13 protein-coding genes are annotated in these 16,764 nt (G+C 70.7%); 5 read left to right on the top strand and 8 right to left on the bottom strand.

Annotation, left to right across the window (positions count from 1 at the left end; genetic code table 11):
• The first annotated feature begins 117 nt into the window (after positions 1–117).
• Positions 118–1,026 (top strand): LysR family transcriptional regulator, encoded by a 909-nt coding sequence (locus QK444_RS16000; RefSeq protein WP_282781126.1) that lies wholly within the window; start codon positions 118–120, stop codon positions 1,024–1,026.
• A gap of 63 nt (positions 1,027–1,089) precedes the next feature.
• Here the strand turns inward: QK444_RS16000 and QK444_RS15995 are convergent, their stop codons facing one another.
• From QK444_RS15995 to QK444_RS15970, 6 genes are all read right to left on the bottom strand, one after another.
• Positions 1,090–2,901 carry an AAA family ATPase gene (locus QK444_RS15995; protein WP_282781122.1) on the bottom strand — a complete coding sequence of 604 codons (1,812 nt, stop codon included), beginning with the start codon at positions 2,899–2,901 and terminating at the stop codon, positions 1,090–1,092.
• Positions 2,902–3,188: 287 nt separating this feature from the next.
• On the bottom strand, positions 3,189–5,024 hold the full coding sequence (gene leuA / locus QK444_RS15990) for a 2-isopropylmalate synthase (protein ID WP_282781120.1): 1,836 nt from the start codon (positions 5,022–5,024) through the stop codon (positions 3,189–3,191).
• A gap of 201 nt (positions 5,025–5,225) precedes the next feature.
• On the bottom strand, positions 5,226–6,275 hold the full coding sequence (locus tag QK444_RS15985; RefSeq protein WP_282781118.1) for a putative zinc-binding metallopeptidase: 1,050 nt from the start codon (positions 6,273–6,275) through the stop codon (positions 5,226–5,228).
• Between the two features lies 1 nt (position 6,276).
• Positions 6,277–7,224 (bottom strand): transglutaminase family protein, encoded by a 948-nt coding sequence (locus QK444_RS15980; protein ID WP_282781117.1) that lies wholly within the window; start codon positions 7,222–7,224, stop codon positions 6,277–6,279.
• A gap of 29 nt (positions 7,225–7,253) precedes the next feature.
• A complete protein-coding gene (locus tag QK444_RS15975) occupies positions 7,254–10,109 on the bottom strand; it encodes a circularly permuted type 2 ATP-grasp protein (protein WP_282781124.1) in 2,856 nt (951 codons plus the stop codon).
• 151 nt (positions 10,110–10,260) lie between these two features.
• Entirely contained in the window at positions 10,261–13,683 is a 3,423-nt protein-coding gene (locus QK444_RS15970; RefSeq protein WP_282781115.1) for a transglutaminase family protein, read from the bottom strand.
• Positions 13,684–13,903: 220 nt separating this feature from the next.
• Between QK444_RS15970 and QK444_RS15965 the strand changes: the two genes are divergently transcribed.
• From QK444_RS15965 to QK444_RS15955, 3 genes are all read left to right on the top strand, one after another.
• Positions 13,904–14,128: a hypothetical protein gene (locus QK444_RS15965; protein WP_282781113.1), complete on the top strand. Its 225-nt coding sequence runs from the start codon at positions 13,904–13,906 to the stop codon at positions 14,126–14,128.
• Positions 14,129–14,165: 37 nt separating this feature from the next.
• Complete coding sequence (locus QK444_RS15960; protein ID WP_282781111.1) at positions 14,166–14,810, top strand: hypothetical protein; 645 nt, start codon at positions 14,166–14,168, stop codon at positions 14,808–14,810.
• 155 nt (positions 14,811–14,965) lie between these two features.
• Positions 14,966–15,187: a hypothetical protein gene (locus QK444_RS15955; RefSeq protein WP_282781109.1), complete on the top strand. Its 222-nt coding sequence runs from the start codon at positions 14,966–14,968 to the stop codon at positions 15,185–15,187.
• 13 nt (positions 15,188–15,200) lie between these two features.
• On the opposite strand, the gene recR is transcribed toward QK444_RS15955, so the two are convergent.
• Entirely contained in the window at positions 15,201–15,809 is a 609-nt protein-coding gene (recR, locus tag QK444_RS15950) for a recombination mediator RecR (protein ID WP_029932835.1), read from the bottom strand.
• A gap of 12 nt (positions 15,810–15,821) precedes the next feature.
• The gene (locus QK444_RS15945) at positions 15,822–16,163 is read right to left on the bottom strand and encodes a YbaB/EbfC family nucleoid-associated protein (RefSeq protein WP_029932836.1); all 342 of its coding nucleotides are present in this window, start codon (positions 16,161–16,163) and stop codon (positions 15,822–15,824) included.
• Between the two features lie 128 nt (positions 16,164–16,291).
• Between QK444_RS15945 and QK444_RS15940 the strand changes: the two genes are divergently transcribed.
• A partial coding sequence (locus QK444_RS15940; RefSeq protein ID WP_282781105.1) for a helix-turn-helix domain-containing protein occupies positions 16,292–16,764 on the top strand: 473 nt, incomplete at its 3' end.

Here is a 16,764-nt window from a genome sequence, read left to right as displayed (position 1 = left end):
GCGGCGGGGCGGACTCCGCCGGCCAGTACCGACGCGGCGGAGGGGAAGTCTGTGCCGTCCGGGATACCGGAGCGGACCGGGTGGGCGCGGCGGGTGGTGCAGCCCGCGGGCGGGGCGATGGCGGTCGAGCGGCTGCGGGTGCTGCGGGAGTTGGCGGATCGTGGAACGGTGGCGGCGGTGGCGGCGGCGCTGTCCATGACGCCGTCGGCGGTGTCGCAGCAGTTGAAGGTACTGGCGCGGGAGGCGGGGGTGGCGCTGCTGGAGCCGGACGGGCGGCGGGTGCGGCTGACCGATGCGGGGCGGGCGCTGGTGGTGCGCGCCGACGAGGTGCTGGCGGCCATGGATCGGGCCGTCGCCGAGATGGAGTCGTATCGCGGCTCGCCGCGCGGGCAGGTGCGGGTGGCGTTGTTCCCGTCGGGGGCCGCGCTACTGCTGCCGCGGGTGCTGCGCGAGCTGGCGGGCAGCGGAGTGGACGTGGTCGCCGCCGACGAGGACCTGCCGCCGTCGGAGGTGCTGCGGCTGCTGGCGGACTACGACGTGGTGCTCACCCACCGCGATGAGCACGCGCCGGCCGTGGCGGGGCCGCGGGTCGACTCCCGGGTGCTCATGCGGGAGCCGATCGATGTGCTGGTCGCGCCCGAACACCGCCTGGCCCGCAGCGGCGCGGTCGTGCCCGCCGAACTGGCCGATGAGGAGTGGCTGTCGGTGCGCGGCGGCTTCCCCGTGGACGACGTCTTGCGCTCCATCGCCACCGTCACCGGCGTGCAACCGCGAATCACCCAGCGACTCAACGACTTCTCGGTGATCGAGGCCATGGTCGCGGCCGATTGCGGCATCGCCCTCATGCCCCGCTTCGCCGTCCGCGACCCGAACCTGGTCATGCTGCGCCTGGCCGGTGTCCGCGCCGCCCGCCTCTACGACCTGGCCACCCGTCCGCACGCCGACCGCCGCCCCGCGGTCGCCGCCGTCCTGGCCGCCTTCCGCACCGCCGCGCAGCAGGCCACCGCAACCGACAGGCCCCGCTGACACCGCAGGGGCACAACCGAATACACCGGTCGTGCCGCTGTCGCGGAACGCGGGGCCGCCCTGCTAACGCGGCGGCTGGTAACCCCGCTGCTGGATGGCGTGGTAGCCGAAGTCGTCGGCGACCATGGCGGCCAGTTCCAGGAGTGCGCGGCGGGTCGGCTTGCTGACCAGCTCCAGGTCGATCTCCGCGCCCTCGGCCAAGTGGTCGTCGAACGGCACCACCTGGACGGCGCGGGTACGGTCCAGGAACAGCTTGCGCAGCTGGTCCAGGTCGACGGTCGACGAACCCTTGCGAGAGGCGTTGACCACCACCACGGTTCGCTCCACCAGCTTGTGGTAGCCGTGGTGGTCCAGCCAGTCCAGCGTGGCCGAGGCAGACCGGGCGCCGTCGATGGCGGGCGAGGTCACCAGCACCAGCGAGCTGGCCATATCCAGCACACCGGCCATGGCGGAGTGCATGAGGCCGGTGCCGCAGTCGGTGAGGATGATGTTGTAGAACTGCTGCAGGATGCCGATGGCCTTGCGGTAGTCGGCCTCGCTGAACGCCTCGGAAACCGCCGGATCCTGTTCGGAGGCAAGCACTTCCAGGCGGCTCGGAGCCTGCGAGGTGTGCGCCCGCACATCCGAGTAACGCGTGATGTGGTTGTCCTCCAGCAGATTCCGCACGGTGGAGCGGGTCTGCCGCGGCACCCGGTGCGCGAGCGTACCGAGGTCGGGGTTGGCGTCGATGGCGATCACCCGGTCACCGCGCAAGGAGGCGAAGGTGGAGCCGAGACCGACTGTGGTGGTGGTCTTTCCGACGCCTCCCTTGAGAGACAGGATGGCGATCCGGTAGTCGCCGCGCACCGGCTGGTTCACCCGGTCGACGAGTTCGTTGTGGATGATGTCCGCGGGCGACTCGCCCGGATTGATGGCACCGCCCGACATCTTGTGCACGGCACGCCGCCAGCCGCCGCGCGGCGCGCGGCGGGCGCGACGCAACAGGTTCAGGTCGTTGACCGAGTGGCCCGGCGGCGGCTGCTGCGGCCCACCCTGCTGCGGAAAGCCCTGCGGCGCTTGGTTCCACCCCGGCTGCTGATAGTTCTGCCCGGGCTGCTGCTGGAAATTCTGCTGCGGTGGCGGCTGCTGCGGTGGCGCGGGCGGCGGCGACCAGCTGTAGATCGGGCCGCCGGAGTGGTCCGCACCCGCCGGGGCCTGTCCGCTCTGGCCCGGAGCGCCGAAATGCTCGGTCTGCCCACCGCCGGCGGGCTGATCGCCCGGCTGGTCGAAGACCCGGCGCACCATGCCGTCGGCACCGATCTCCTGCCGGATCTCCCCGTACGGGGTCTCCTGCCGGATCTCGCCGTACGGTCCGGACTGCGGGCCGCCTTCGCCCGCACCGGGATTGAAGCCCGGCGGCGGGTACGCGCCGGTGGGCGGGAAGCCGGGTCCGCCGGGCGGAACCCACGCCCCCTGCTCCGGTGGCGGGTACGCGCCGGTATTCGGGCCCGGCTGGAACTGTCCGTTCGGCCCGTACGGATTCGGCCCCTCGCCGGGGGCTCCGGGCGACGCGAACGAGCCCTGGAACGGCCCCTCACCGGGCGGCGCGAACGGCCCCGGCTGCGGGAAACCACCCGACTGTCCGTGCGCGAACGGCCCGTCGGGCTGGAAGACGGTGGTCTGGTCGATGGAATCGGGCACCGGGGGGAAGAACCCGGACCCGGACTCCGGCTCCGCCTCGCCCGCGGGCTCCTTCGCGTCGACGGCATCGTCGGCGGTCTCGGCCCCCGACTCCTGTTCATCGGCATTCGCCGCGGCGTCGGCCGCGGCGGATTCGTCGGCATCCGGCCCCTGCAACCAGGGTGGCGAGGTCGAATTCTGGTCTTTCGTGGTCACGTGTCCCCCATCTGCTCGACGGCGCGAACAGAGAGCTCGGCGCTAATGCGTTCCAACGCTAGCATCACCCACTCACCCGCACCGGATACTGTGCCACCGCTCTCCCGCCTCTCCAGCACGGACGACGCCAACGCGACCGATCCCATGACCGGGAAGCCCGATACCCGAGCAGGCAGCCCCACACCCGAGCGGGCGGCCGGCCCCACGTCCGGAGCAGGCCGCCCGATCTCATGCGGATCGGGTGACTCACCGGGCACGCGCGGCGTCGTCCCGGCGGTCGACGGCGCTCAGCCGTGCGCCGACGTCGCGGTGCGGGCGAGCGCGCGGTTCACCGCCGAGACCACGGCGCGCAGCGAGGCGGTGGTGATCGAGGTGGCGATGCCGACGCCCCAGGTCACGGTGTCGCCGATGGCAACCTCCACATACGACGCGGCCTGGGCATCGTCACCGGCGGACATGGCGTGCTCGGAGTAGTCCAGGATGCGCACGTCGTAGCCGATGCCGGACAGGGCGTCGACGAAGGCCGCGAGCGGGCCGTTGCCCTCGCCGGAGATCTCCTGTTCGACGCCGTCCACCTTGACGACGGCCTCGATGTGGTCCACACCGTTGTCGGTCTCCGAGGCGGTGACCCGCTGCCGGATGCGCTCCAGCGGCGTGATCGGGTTCAGGTACTCCTCGGCGAAGACGTCCCACATCTCCTTGGGCGTCACCTCGCCGCCCTCACCGTCGGTGATCTTCTGGATGGCCTGCGAGAACTCGATCTGCAGGCGGCGCGGCAGCACCAGCCCGTGGTCGGTCTTCATGATGTAGGCGACGCCGCCCTTGCCGGACTGCGAGTTCACCCGGATGACGGCCTCGTAGGTGCGGCCCACGTCCTTGGGGTCGATGGGCAGGTACGGGACCTCCCAGGTGATGTCGTCGACATCGGCGTTCGCGGCGTCGGCGGCGGCCTTCATGGCGTCCAGGCCCTTGTTGATGGCGTCCTGGTGGCTGCCGGAGAAGGCGGTGTACACCAGGTCGCCGCCGTACGGGTGGCGTTCGGCCACGGGCAGCTGGTTGCAGTATTCGACCGTGCGGCGGATCTCGTCGATATTCGAGAAGTCGATCTGCGGGTCGATGCCGCGGGAGAACATGTTCATGCCCAGCGTCACCAGGCAGACGTTGCCGGTGCGCTCGCCGTTGCCGAACAGGCAGCCCTCGATGCGGTCCGCGCCGGCCTGGTAGCCCAGTTCGGCGGCGGCCACGGCGGTGCCGCGGTCGTTGTGCGGATGCAGCGACAGCACGATGGCGTCGCGGCGGGCCAGATTGCGGCTCATCCACTCGATCGAGTCGGCGTACACGTTCGGGGTGGCCATCTCGACGGTGGCGGGCAGGTTGATGATCAGCGGCTTCTCGGGGGTGGGCGCGATGATCTCGGAGACCGCGTCGCACACCTCGCGGGCGTAGTCCAGCTCGGTGCCGGTGTAGGACTCCGGGCTGTACTCGTAGCGCCAGTTGGTGTCCGGGTAGCGCTGCTCGATCTCCAGGCACAGCGTGGCGGCGTCGGTGGCGATCTTCTTGACGGCCGCGCGGTCGGCGCGGAACACCACTCGCCGCTGCAGGACGGAGGTCGAGTTGTAGAAGTGCACGATCACGTTGGGCGCGCCGTCGCACGCCTCGAAGGTGCGCTCGATCAGTTCGGGACGGCACTGGGTCAGCACCTGGATGGTGACGTCGTCGGGCACCGCCCCGTCCTCGATGATCTCGCGGACGAAGTCGAAGTCGGTCTGCGAGGCGGACGGGAAGCCCACCTCGATCTCCTTGTAGCCCATGCGCACCAGCAGGTCGAACATGCGGCGCTTGCGGGCCGGGCTCATCGGGTCGATGAGCGCCTGGTTGCCATCGCGCAGGTCGACGGCACACCAGGAGGGCGCGCGGTCGATGACCTTGTCCGGCCAGGTGCGGTCGGGCAGGGTGATCGGCTCGACCTCCTCGGCGAAGGGCCGGTACCGGAACACCGGCATGGAGGAGTTCTGCTGCCTGTTCCAGGCGGGCTGGTCGGCGGGCGCGGGCTTGGACGGCTGCGTGATGGTGCGCGTGCCGGCTGCGACATTGAAAGACGTAAAAGCGTCAGCGGGTGACATGCGTGTTCTCTCCGAAGTGTGACTGGATCCCAGTGTTATGGGTTGACCGGCACGGCAGATCCCCGCGACAGGAGCCGGTCCGAATCAGACCCCGTCGCGGCGGCAAAGGAGAAGTGCCCGCTGCATGATGATCGGAGTTTACAGGTCGGCGATACGCCGACGGAAGCGGGGGCGAGGCGCGCCACACCGCGCGCCACGCGTTCACTGCCGCTCGGCGCAGAGTTCGTGGATGAATCGCATCTTGTCGAGCACCGGCTCGGCCAGCACGAACGGGTAGAGATCGCGGTGCCCCATGGACCGGTTGAGCATATTGAGCGCCCAGGCCAGCGGCAGCCACAGGTCGATGATGCGATCGAAGCCGGAACGGCCCACCTGCGGGCGGTCCAGGGTGGCCCCGGCGGGGGCGAATCCGCAGGCGGCGGCGGTATCGAGGGTGTCGCGGATGTGCAGGTAGTGGGCGAAGGTCTCGGCCCAGTCCTCGGCCGGGTGCATGGTGGCGTAGGAGGAGACGTGGCTGTCCTCCCAGCCGGGTGGCGCACCCTCGGCGTAGTGGCGGTCGAGAGCCTGCTGATAGTCGGCGAAGGGGTCGCCGAACAGTTCCCGGAAGCGGTCGAGGGTGTCGCCGCGCGGCGCGTCCCCGGACGGATTGTGCGGGGTGAGCCGCTGCACCAGGACCGGGAAGTAGTAGTGGCCGATCTCATGGCGGAAGTGGCCGAGCAGGGTGCGGTAGGGCTCGTCCATCTCGACGCGGAGCTGTTCGCGGTGCACGTCGTCGCCCTCGGCCAGGTCGAGGGTGATGACGCCGTTGTCGTGGCCGGTGGTGACCTGCTCGTCGGCGCTGGAGAGCAGGTCGAAGGCGAGGCCGCGTTCCGGATCGGTGTCGCGGCCGACCAGCGGCAGCCCGAGTTCGGCGAGTTCCACGATGAGGCGGCGCTTGGCGGCCTCCGCCTCGCCGAAGGCGGTGAGCCAGGTGCCCTCCAGTGGTTCCGGGCGGGTGCGGGTGAGGCGGCAGGACTCGCACAGCACGCCACCCTGGACCACCGGAACAATCCAATTGCATTGCGCCAGATGCTGATTGCGGCACAGCCGGAATCGGTTCGCGTCGACGGTACCCTCGGATTCGCCGGTCGGCGCCAACACCACCAGGGTGCGGTCGGCCAGACTGAAGCCGAGTGGACTGCCGCAGCTCAGGCACAGGGAGTTCTCGAAGGCCAGGCGCTGGCCGCACTGTGGACAGCTGAAATCTCGCATCTCACACCTCGATCGGCGCCATATCCACCGACACCGCGATCGTGGATTCCTTGGCGTCGGTGTAGATGATGCCCCGCAGCGGCGGCACATCGGCGTAGTCCCGGCCCCAGGCCAGGGTGACATAGCGGTCGTCGGCGAACTGGTCGTTGGTGGGGTCGAAGCCGATCCAGCGACCCGGATCGCCGGGGTCGCCGCCGGGCAGCCAGACCGCCGTCCAGGCGTGGGTGGCGTCCACGCCGATCAGGCGTTCCCGGCCGGGCGGCGGACGGGTGGACAGGTAGCCGGAGACGTAGCGGGCCGCCAGCCCCTGGGAACGCAGGCAGGCCGCGCCGATGCGGGCGAAATCCTGGCAGACACCCTCGCGGGCGGCGAAGACATCCGCGACGCGGGTGGTGACGGTGGTGGAGCCGGAGGTGTAGGTGAAGTCGCGGTGGATGCGGGAATTCAGTTCGGCGACCGCGTCCAGCAGCGGGCGGCCGGGCGGAAACGATTCGGCGGCATAGGCTTTCACCTCGGGCGTGATCTCCGGCGGATGCAGGTCGAGGGCGAAGTCGACCGCCAGCGGGCCGCGCTTCCCGTCGGGGCGCGCGGATTCCCAGGGCGGTGTGCCGCGCGGATGTTCCGGGCGCGTCACCTCCACCACCGACTCGCCAGTCACCTCCAGGCGGCGATGCTCGGCGGTGACGTGGAAGTACAGGGTGATATTGCCGTACACATCGACGCCGACCGAGCGGTCCGACGGCACCGGGTCGATGCGGATCTCGTGGGCGTGCAACCGCTGCCCCGGGAATTCGCGCGGCGACAGGTAGGCCCGGCCGTAGGAGCTGCCGACCGCGTCGGAGTAGGTGTAGACGGTGCGGTGCAGCACGCGGTAGCGACGCGAGCACGCACCGCCGGCAACTTCCCGCAGACGGTCCGGCGCCACCGGTTCTTCCGATCGCTCGCTCATACCGTGTCCTTTCGCGCATGCTCGACCGCTCATCCGACCACCCGGGCGCTGCCCCACAGCGGCTGAATATCACGCGGCACGGAAAGCCGGGTGGCTTCGAAGGATTCGGCGAACGTGCGCAGCCGCAGGTGCAGACCGTCGAGCAGGTCCACCAGGTCGGTGCGACGGCCCTCGGCGTCAGTGGCCTCCAGATCGGCCGGATCGAGCCGCCGCAGCATGCGCCGCGCATCCGCCAGCAGCCGCTGCGGGCGGGTGGTGGCCGAACCACCCGGCAGGGCCAGCAGCTCGGCTTCGACCCGTTCCAGCTGATAGGCCAGCGACCGCGGATTGGCGGCATCGAAGAGCAGCAGTTCGGCCACCGCCGCCACCCGCAGCGAATCCCGGTGCCGCCGACGGTAACTCACCGACGACGCGGTCGCCTGCAGCACGGCCTCGGTGAGCACCCGGCTGATCCCCGGCGGATGCGTTTCGGCGAACGCCGCCGCCAACAGCGCCGTCACGGCCAGCCCCCGTTCGATGCGCCGCCCGATATCGAGCACCTGCCACCCGGTATCGCGCACCATGATCTCCGCGTCGATCCCCGCCAGCGACTCCAGCCCCGACAGCACCCGTGCGTGCACCTCGCTCAGGGCCGCCACCCGATCCCCCCGCGTCGTCCGATACTCGGCGAACGCCCGGTCGATGGCGCCCAGGGTCACCCAGACGCCCGGCGTCACCTGATCTCGCACCGCCCGAGCGGTGTTCGCATACCGCTCCACCGCATACGCCAACGCCCCCGGCAGCTCCCGATCGATGGTCAGGGTCACCAGATACCGGTGATCCCGCCACGACGCCCCGGGCAGCGCGATCGGCTCCGTCGGATGATCGAATGAGCCGTGCCGCCGACTCCGTTGTGCCGTAGGGGATTGCCGCGAAGGTGACGGACCGTCGGTCGGTGTTGCCGAACCCATGCGCTGGGACTGTCCGCCGGGGCCCTGCACCTGCTCGGCCGCCATCGCGCGACCGGAGGCCGCATCCGGCGCGGATGCCTCTCGCGGTGGCGTCTCCGAGTCCGTGGGCGAGTCCGTGGGCGAGTCCGGCGCTGCGGCCTCGGGCAGGGGCGAACCGGCCTGAACGGCGGACGAATCGGGCGGGTCGGCCTCGGAATGGCGGGCGGGCCGGCCGGCGTGCCCACGCAGGGGGTAGGGGGTGCCGGTGAGGCGGGAGAGGGCGGTGACCAGGGTCGGCATGGCTTCGGCGCCCTCGAGCCAGGGGCGGTAGCGGTAGTCCTGGTAGCGGTCGTGGACGGCGGTGAGCAGGCGGACGGTCGCGTCGGCGCGTTCGCTGTAGCGGCCCAGCCAGAACAGGTCGTCGAGGACGCGGGGGGAGTTCACCGCCTCGTGTGCGGCGGCGGGGGTGGGGCGTTCGCGTTCGTCGGGGATCTCGGCGGCGGGGACGAGAGTGGGGGCGGTGCGGACCCAGATGTCCTTGGCGGCGGCCTCGGAAACCTCGGCCCGGGGCGCGCCACCGTGGTGGAGTTGCCCCAGCCCACCCGCCATGGCGCGGTAGCCGACCCGGCCCGCCAGCGAGAACAGCCGCAGCGCGACGGGTGCGGCGGCCAATCCCCCGCGCCCGGTCACGGCGGGGGCGACCGAGAAGCGGGCCGGTTCCTGGCCGACCCAGCGCCATCCCTCGGCCTCGATGCGGGCACGCCACCGCTGCACCTGCGCCCGCGAGAGCACCGGACCGAAGACGGTGCTGTCGTCGACGGTCGAACGCAGGATGAGCCGATCCAGATGTGCGATGAGATGCGCCCGCTCGAGATCGTCGCCGCCCCAATAGGACGGCACGCCGGGCAGTGTCAAGTCCTCGTCCAGCAGCGCCCGCGACAACCGCGGCAGGAACGACGCCAGCGCCGGACTCTCCAGCAACCCGCTGCCGAGCGTGTTCACCACCGTCACCGCGCCGCGCCGCAGCACCTCCACCAATCCGACCACGCCCAGCCGCGAATCCGGCCGCAGGTCCAGGGGATCGGAGAATTCGGCGTCCACCCGGCGCAGCACCACATCGACCTGTTCCAGCGTGCCCAGCGACCGCATCCACAACCGCCCGTCCCGCACCACCAGATCGGCGCTCTCCACCAGCGGAAAGCCCAGCACCGACGCCAGATACGCTTGATCGAAGGCGGTTTCGGAATGGACGCCGGGGCTGAGTACCACGACCACCGGCTCCTCGTCCCCGGCCCACGGCGCGGCCTCCACCAGCATGAGGCGCATGGCCCGTACGAAGGGGGTGAGCGGGCGCGGGCTGGCCAGCTCGAACGCCTCGGGGATGGCGGCCGAGACCACGCGGCGGTCGGCCAGCGCGTACCCCGCCCCCGAGGGCGCCTGCGCCCAGTCCGCCAGCACGCGGAACTCGCCGTCGCTCCAGCGGCTGACGTCACAGGCGTGCAGGAACAGCTGTTGCCGTCCGGGCAGTGAGATCCCGTGTGCGGCACGCACATACCCGCGGTGCCCGAAGACCAGCTGTGGCGGCAACAGGCCCTCGGTGAGGGTGCGCCGCGCGCCGTACACATCGGTGAGCACCGCGTCCAGCAGGCGCGAGCGCTGCACCAGCCCCGCCTCCAACCCGGTCCAGTCGTCGGCGGAGACCAGCAGGGGAATCGGATCCAGCCGCCACGGAGTCGCCGCCGTCGGTTCGACGCGATCCGGATATCCGCTGATCTCGGTGTAGGTGATGGCGTCGTCCTCGATGAGCCGCCGCACCCGGGTGTCCATGCGGTGCAATCCGGAACGACCCTGGTCCAGGAATTCGGCGGACAGTTCGGTCCACATCGGCCGGACCCGGCCGGCGTCGTCGACCAGTTCGTCGAAGTAGCCGGGCGTCGGCAGGCCGCAGGCGTCCACCGCTCCGGTATCCGCCGCTGCCGCACGGTATTTCGCGAATTCCTCGGCTACCTCCCGGCGGGCCGCGACCTTGTCCCAGCGGTCGGGTCCGTCGGCGGCGCCGGGCTGCGTCGGGTCGAGCACTGTCACCGCCACCACTTCCCAGGCTTGCCTACCGGTCGCCGACCACTCCCCACACCGTCCGCGCCCGCCGCAGATCCAGGATCCCGGGCGCACCGACATCGGTGGCCTGTATGGCCATTTTGGCACGCAGATCGGCGATATCGACGGGTCCCGAAGTATGTCCGGAAGATTCGAACCGCCGGTTGCGCCGCGATTGCGCCTCCACCGCGTTCACCGGAGGCGAGTCGTAGGCCCGGCCGCCCGGGTGCGAGACGTGATAGGTGCAGCCGCCGCGCGAGAGTTCCGACCGGGTGTCCACCACGTCGAAGACCAGCGGGGTGTCCACGGTGATGGAGGGGTGCAGGGCGTTCGGCGGCTGCCACGCCCGGTAGCGCACGCCCGCCACCTGCACATCCGCCTTCCCGGCGGGCAGCAGCGGCACCGGGTGGCCATTGCAGGTGACCAGGTAGCGGCCACGGTCCGCGCCGACCAGCCGTACCTGGAGGCGCTCCACCGAGGAGTCCACATAGCGGGCGGTGCCGCTGGCGGTGGTCTGCTCACCGAGGGTGTGCCACGGTTCGACGGCGGTGCGCAGTTCCAGTTCCATATCACCGAGTACCACCGTGCCGATGCGCGGAAAACGGAACTCGGCGAACGGGTCCAGCCAGCTGGTGTCGAAATCGATGCCGTGCGCGCGCAGGTCGGCGGCGACCTCGGCGATATCGGCCAGCAGATGGTGCGGCAGCAGGTAGCGGCCGTGCAGATTCGCGCCGTGCCGGATGAGCGGCGCGGTGTACGGACGCTCCCAGAACCACAGCACCAGTGCTCGCACCAGCAGGGACTGCACCATGGCCATGCGGAAATGCGGCGGCATCTCGAAGCCGCGCAGTTCCACCAGGCCGAGGCGGCCGCGCGCGGAGTCCGGGCTGTAGAGCTTGTCGATGCAGAACTCGGCGCGATGGGTATTGCCGGTGAGGTCGGTGAGGAGGTGGCGCAGCGCGCGGTCCACCAGCCACGGTGCCGCGCCCACCGCGTCCGTGCCGCTGCCGCCGCACAGGCGGGCGATCTCGGCGAAGGCGATCTCGAGTTCGTACAGCACGTCGTCGCGGGCCTCGTCCACGCGCGGGGCCTGCGAGGTGGGGCCGATGAACCGGCCGGAGAACAGATAGGACAGGGCCGGATGCCGCTGCCAGTAGGTCAGCATGGAGACCAGCAGGTCCGGGCGGCGGAGCAGGGGTGAGCGGGCGGGGGTACGGCCGCCGAGCGTGATGTGATTGCCGCCGCCGGTGCCGCCGTGAGTGCCGTCGATATCGAAGGTCTCGGTGGTCAGCCGGGCCAGTCCGGCCTGTTCGTACAGAGTTTCGAGCAGCTCGGACTGGGCGGCGAAGGAGTCGCTGGGCTGGATGTTCACCTCGATCACGCCCGGATCCGGAGTGATGGACAAGGCGTGCAGGCGGGGGTCGGTGGGCGGCGGGTAGCCCTCCAGCACGACCGGATACCCGACGTGCGCCACGGCCGCCTCCACCCGGCGCACCAGGTCGAGATAGGCGTCGAGATCCTCCACCGGGGGCAGGAATACGCACAGCCGACCGTCCCGCACCTCGGCCACCAACGCGGTGGTGGGCGCACGGTCCGCGGGCTCCACCACGGCGGCGGGGTTCGATGCCGAGCCGTCCGCACCGAAGGGCTGGAGCACGATCGGATCCGACTCCGGTCGCATCGGCGGCGTCCGCCAGGAGATCGACCCCAGTGGCAGCCGGAGCCCGGCCGGAGAATCCCCCTCGGTCAAGACGATTCGCCCACGCCGCAGCCGCCAGTCCGCACTCGCCCACCCGCCCTCGTCACCGCGCCGGTGCAGCGGCAGCACATAGGCGGCGGGCTCGTTCACCGCCGCGTCGAGCCGCGCCAGCAGCGCCTTGCGCGCCTGCACCGAATCCTCACCCGGCGCGAGATCGTCCTCGTCCTGCACCGGTTCACCCTCCGGCGCACGGGCTTTCGCCGCGACACGCAGCAGGGGATCCTCGTAGGCGGCCCGCACCTGCGTGGTCGGCAACCCCAATCCCGCCGCCACGTGCGCGATCACCGCCCGCGCGGCCTCCGCGTCGGCCCGCCGAGCGCGGCGCACCACGTCGTTCGGGGACGGCTCATCGGGCGGTCCGGCGGTCTGTCCGTGCCGGGCGAGCTCGGCTTCGGGCGGGAGCCAGGGGTCGGCGAGGAGATCGGGGCGGGTCCAGAGGGGGTGGTTGTCGGCGCGCCAGAGCAGGGCTATCTCCCAGCGCGGCAGGGGTTCTCCGGGGTACCACTTGCCCTGGCGGTACTGGGTCAGGCCGGTGGGGGCGTAGATGCGGCGCAGGCGGCGAGCCAGGTCGGCGGCGCGTTCGCGTTTGTGCGGGCCGTCGGCGGCAGTGGTCCACTCGGGGCCGGTCCGGTCGTCGATGGAGACGAAGGTGGGTTCGCCGCCGAGGGTGAGGCCGATATCGGCGGCGGCCGTGCGGGCGTCGACGGCCGCGCCGGTGGCGGTGATGCGGGACCACTGGGTGTCGGTGTAGGGCAGTGTGACCCGGGGGTCCTCGTGGATGCGGCGAACGGTGTTGGAGAAGTCCAGGGTGGCCCGGACCGGATCGGTCGCGCCGGTGATGGGCGCGGAGGAGACCGGATGCGGGGTTGCGGCCAGTGGAATGTGGCCCTCGCCCGCGAACAGGCCGGAGGTGGGGTCCAGGCCGATCCAGCCCGCTCCGGGCACGAAGACCTCGGCCCAGGCGTGCAGGTCGGTGAAGTCGACCGGCGGGCCGGAGGGCCCGTCGAGGGAGGGCGCGTCCTGGGCGAGCTGGATGAGGTAGCCGGAGGAGAAGCGGGCGGCCAAGCCGAACCCCCGCAGGATGGACACCAGCAGCCAGGCCGAATCCCGGCAGGAACCGAGTTCGGCGCGCAGGGTGTGGTCGGGCGTCTGCACACCCGGTTCCATCCGGATGGTGTAGGCGACATCGCGGTGCAGCGCCTGATTGAGCGTCACCAGGAAGTCGATGGTGCGCGGCCGGCCCGCGGGTGGATGGCGGCGCACCCAGTCGCGCACCAGTTCCCCTGGGCCGGAGCCGGTCTCGCCCTCGTCCACGGGGCGCAGATAGGGTTCCAGGTCGACGGCCAGGTCCGGCGGATATGTGAACGGGAAGTGCTCGGCGAACTCCTCGACGAAGAAGTCGAACGGATTCACCACCTCCAGGTCGGCGATCAGCCCGACCACGATGTCGAGGGTGCGCGCGGGCTCGCTGAACACCAGGCGCGCAAGGAAATTCCCGAACGCGTCCTGCTGCCAGTTGACCCAGTGCTCGGCGGGTGTCACCCGCATCGAATACGCCTCGATGGTGGTGCGCGTATGCGGTGCCGGGCGCAGCCGCACCACATGGGGATGGATCCGCACCGGCCGCTCGAAGGTGTAGGTGGTGCGATGTTCGAGGGAAACCTTGATTCCCATAACCAAGTTCACCACGCCGACCCCGGCAACACCCCCGGATCAGCCCACAGAACCCACTTCACGCACCGCTTTTCGCCCGCACCGCGCCCCGGGGTACACGACACGCCCGGCGCTCCCCCGACACCCGGGCATTTTCCGGACAGTCCGGACGACACGCCGCGGATTCCCCCGACTGTCGGTGCCGAGTGCTAGGACGTAGGGAACGGTTGAAGGAGGCTCCATGGCCAACTCGGTCTGCTCGTCCTGCACATCGGCCCTCGACCACTGCCACGGCACCCTGGTCGAACACGCCGACCGATCGGTGGAATGCACCGACCCCGACTGCCCCGACTCCGCCCACGCCCGCCACACCTTCATCGTCGACTGCGGCGACATAGCGGGCGGCTGCCAGTGCGCATCAACCGGAACCACCGCCGAGACTCTCCACCTACGCCGAACCAGCTGACCCCTGGGTGGGGAGGCGGGCCAGCTAGCCTGGCTGGGTGAGTTATGACCAGATCCTGCTGCCCTCGGGTGTGGCGCGCACGCCCGCCGAGGTCGACGCCTACCTCACCGCGCAGGAGGGGCAGCCCGAAGCCGGGGTCGTGGCCGAGATCGCCGCGGAGTTGGAGCGGCGCGATGGGGAGCTGCCGGAAGCCGACAGCTTCCTGAGTTCCACTCCGCTCGGCGGCAAGGACAACGGTGCCACGCTGGTCGTTTCCACGCCGTACGACGCCATCGGCCATGTGCGGGCGCTGCTGTTCGAGCTGGCCACGCCGCGCGGCTACGCCGTCTACGATCCGCAGCTGACCTGGCTGGCCGATCCCGCCGGACATATCCCGGCCACGGTCACGCACGGCGGTGCGGGCGAATTCCCTTATGTCACCAAGGAATTGCTCGATCTCTGGCTGCCGGCGCTGGCGGATCCCGGACCCTATCTGATCGTGGAGCGGGGCGATCAGCGGTACGTGCAGACCTACCGCCACCCCGACGGGCGGTACACGCTCGAATACCGCGACGGCTCCTCCGACCGACACTTCGCCACCTCGGTGGACGATGCGGGTGCCGTGGCCGACCTGATCTGGGCGTGGACCACCGAGGATCGCGCCGACTTCGACGCGCTCGACTGGGAGCGGCTGGAACTCTGATCGAGGCCGACCGGTCGGTCTCGTAACGCGATCGAACGCGTCTCGATTCGGCCTCGCGGCCCCTGATGCCCCGCTCGCGCCGCCCGCGAGCGTTAGCCTTTCGCTGCCACAGCACGTTCCCGCTTTTCCCATGTCCCATCCGACGAGGGAGAATCATGGAGCTACGCCAGCAAACGCGCCCTCCGGTGCTGATCAGCAAGCGTCTGGTCGTCCTCGCGACCGTGGCCGCCGCGAGCGTCGGCGTCGCGTCGCTGCTCGTCACCGGCACCGGTCCCGGCATCACCCGCAATCACCAGCAGATCCCCTGCCCCGAACCGGCCGCCATGGAGATCTGGACCGGCGGCGTCCGCTACCTGGTCGGCGACGCCCGGAGCTGAGCGGCCGGACGGCTCAGAGCGCGCGCCGCCCCGACAGCGCTCGCCCCAAGGTGAGTTCGTCGGCGAATTCCAGGTCGCCGCCCATCGGCAGGCCGGAGGCCAGGCGGGTCACCGACAGGCCCGGGAAGTCGCGGAGCATGCGCACCAGGTAGGTGGCCGTGGCCTCGCCCTCGGTATTCGGGTCGGTCGCGATGATCACCTCGGTGACGTCCACGCCGTCGGCCTGGGTTCCGATGCGGGTCAACAGTTCCCGGATGCGCAGCTGGTCCGGGCCGACGCCGCTGAGCGGGTCGAGCGCGCCACCCAGCACGTGATAGCGCCCCCGGAACTCCCGGGTGCGCTCGATCGCCTGCACGTCCTTGGGCTCCTCCACCACGCAGATCATGCTGAGATCGCGGCGCGGATCGGCGCAGATGCGGCACAGTTCGCCGTCGGAGACGGTGCCGCAGACCTCGCAGAAGCGCACGCCGTCGCGCACCTTCTGCAGGGCGGCCTGCAGTCGATCGATCTCCGGCGGCTCCACCGCCAACAGGTGAAAGGCGATGCGCTGCGCGGACTTCGGTCCGACACCGGGCAGTTTGCCCAGTTCGTCGATGAGATCCTGAACGGGACCCTCGTACACCGGCGTCCTCGATCAGAAGCCGGGCAGCGCGCCGCCGCCCATGCCACCCATACCGCCGGCGAGCGGACCCAGCCGCTCGGCGGCCAGGTTCTGCGCATTGGCCATGGCGTCGTTGACCGCGCCGATCACCAGATCCTGGAGCGTTTCCACATCCTCCGGATCGACGATCTTGGGGTCGATGGCCAGCGACAGCACCTCGCCGGTGGCGCGAATCTTGGCGCGCACCAGTCCGCCCCCCGCCTCGCCCTCCACCTCGGAGGCGGCGATCTCCTGCTGCGCCGCCATGACCGCTTCCTGCATCTGCTGGGCCTGGGCGAGCAACGCCTGCATGTCGAACTGTCCACCGGGTTCCACGGACGTGTTCCTCTCTGAGTGGGGATCGCCGTCCAGCGTAGTCGTGCCCGCGACGGCGGCGACCCGCGCAGCCCCCGCACACCGAAGGTCGTTGACTCTCCCCCGGTAGGAGGGTGTTCCCTTATGGCATGACAGCGATCGTTCCGATCGGGGAGTTCTCCCGGCTCACCCATCTCAGCGTGAAGGCGCTGCGGTACTACCACGACATCGGGCTGCTGGAGCCCGCGGTGGTGGACGCGCACAGCGGGTACCGGCGGTATTCGACGGATCAGGTGGAGCGGGCGCATCTGATCCGCCGCCTGCGGGATCTGAATATGCCGCTGCCGGAAATTCAGGAGGTGCTGGCCGCCCCGGACCAGGACACCCGGGACGCGGCGCTGCGCGGGCACCTGGAACGCATGGAGGCCGAGTTGCTGCGGACGCGCGATGTGGTGGCGTCGCTGCGCGCACTGCTGACGCCGTCCACCGCGGTCGCCGTGGAATACCGTTCGATCCCGAGCTTCCCCGCCCTGGCCATGGCGGAGACGGTGGCGCGCGACGGCATCGACGCCTGGTGCGAGACGGCGTTCACCGCCCTGTCCGCATCGCTCGCCGCGGCCGA

The sequence above is a fragment of the Nocardia sp. CC201C genome, assembly GCF_030010695.1.
In the GTDB taxonomy this organism is placed as follows: domain Bacteria; phylum Actinomycetota; class Actinomycetes; order Mycobacteriales; family Mycobacteriaceae; genus Nocardia; species Nocardia otitidiscaviarum.
Note: the sequence above shows the minus strand (reverse complement) of the source record. Positions and strands in the feature narration are given on the sequence as shown.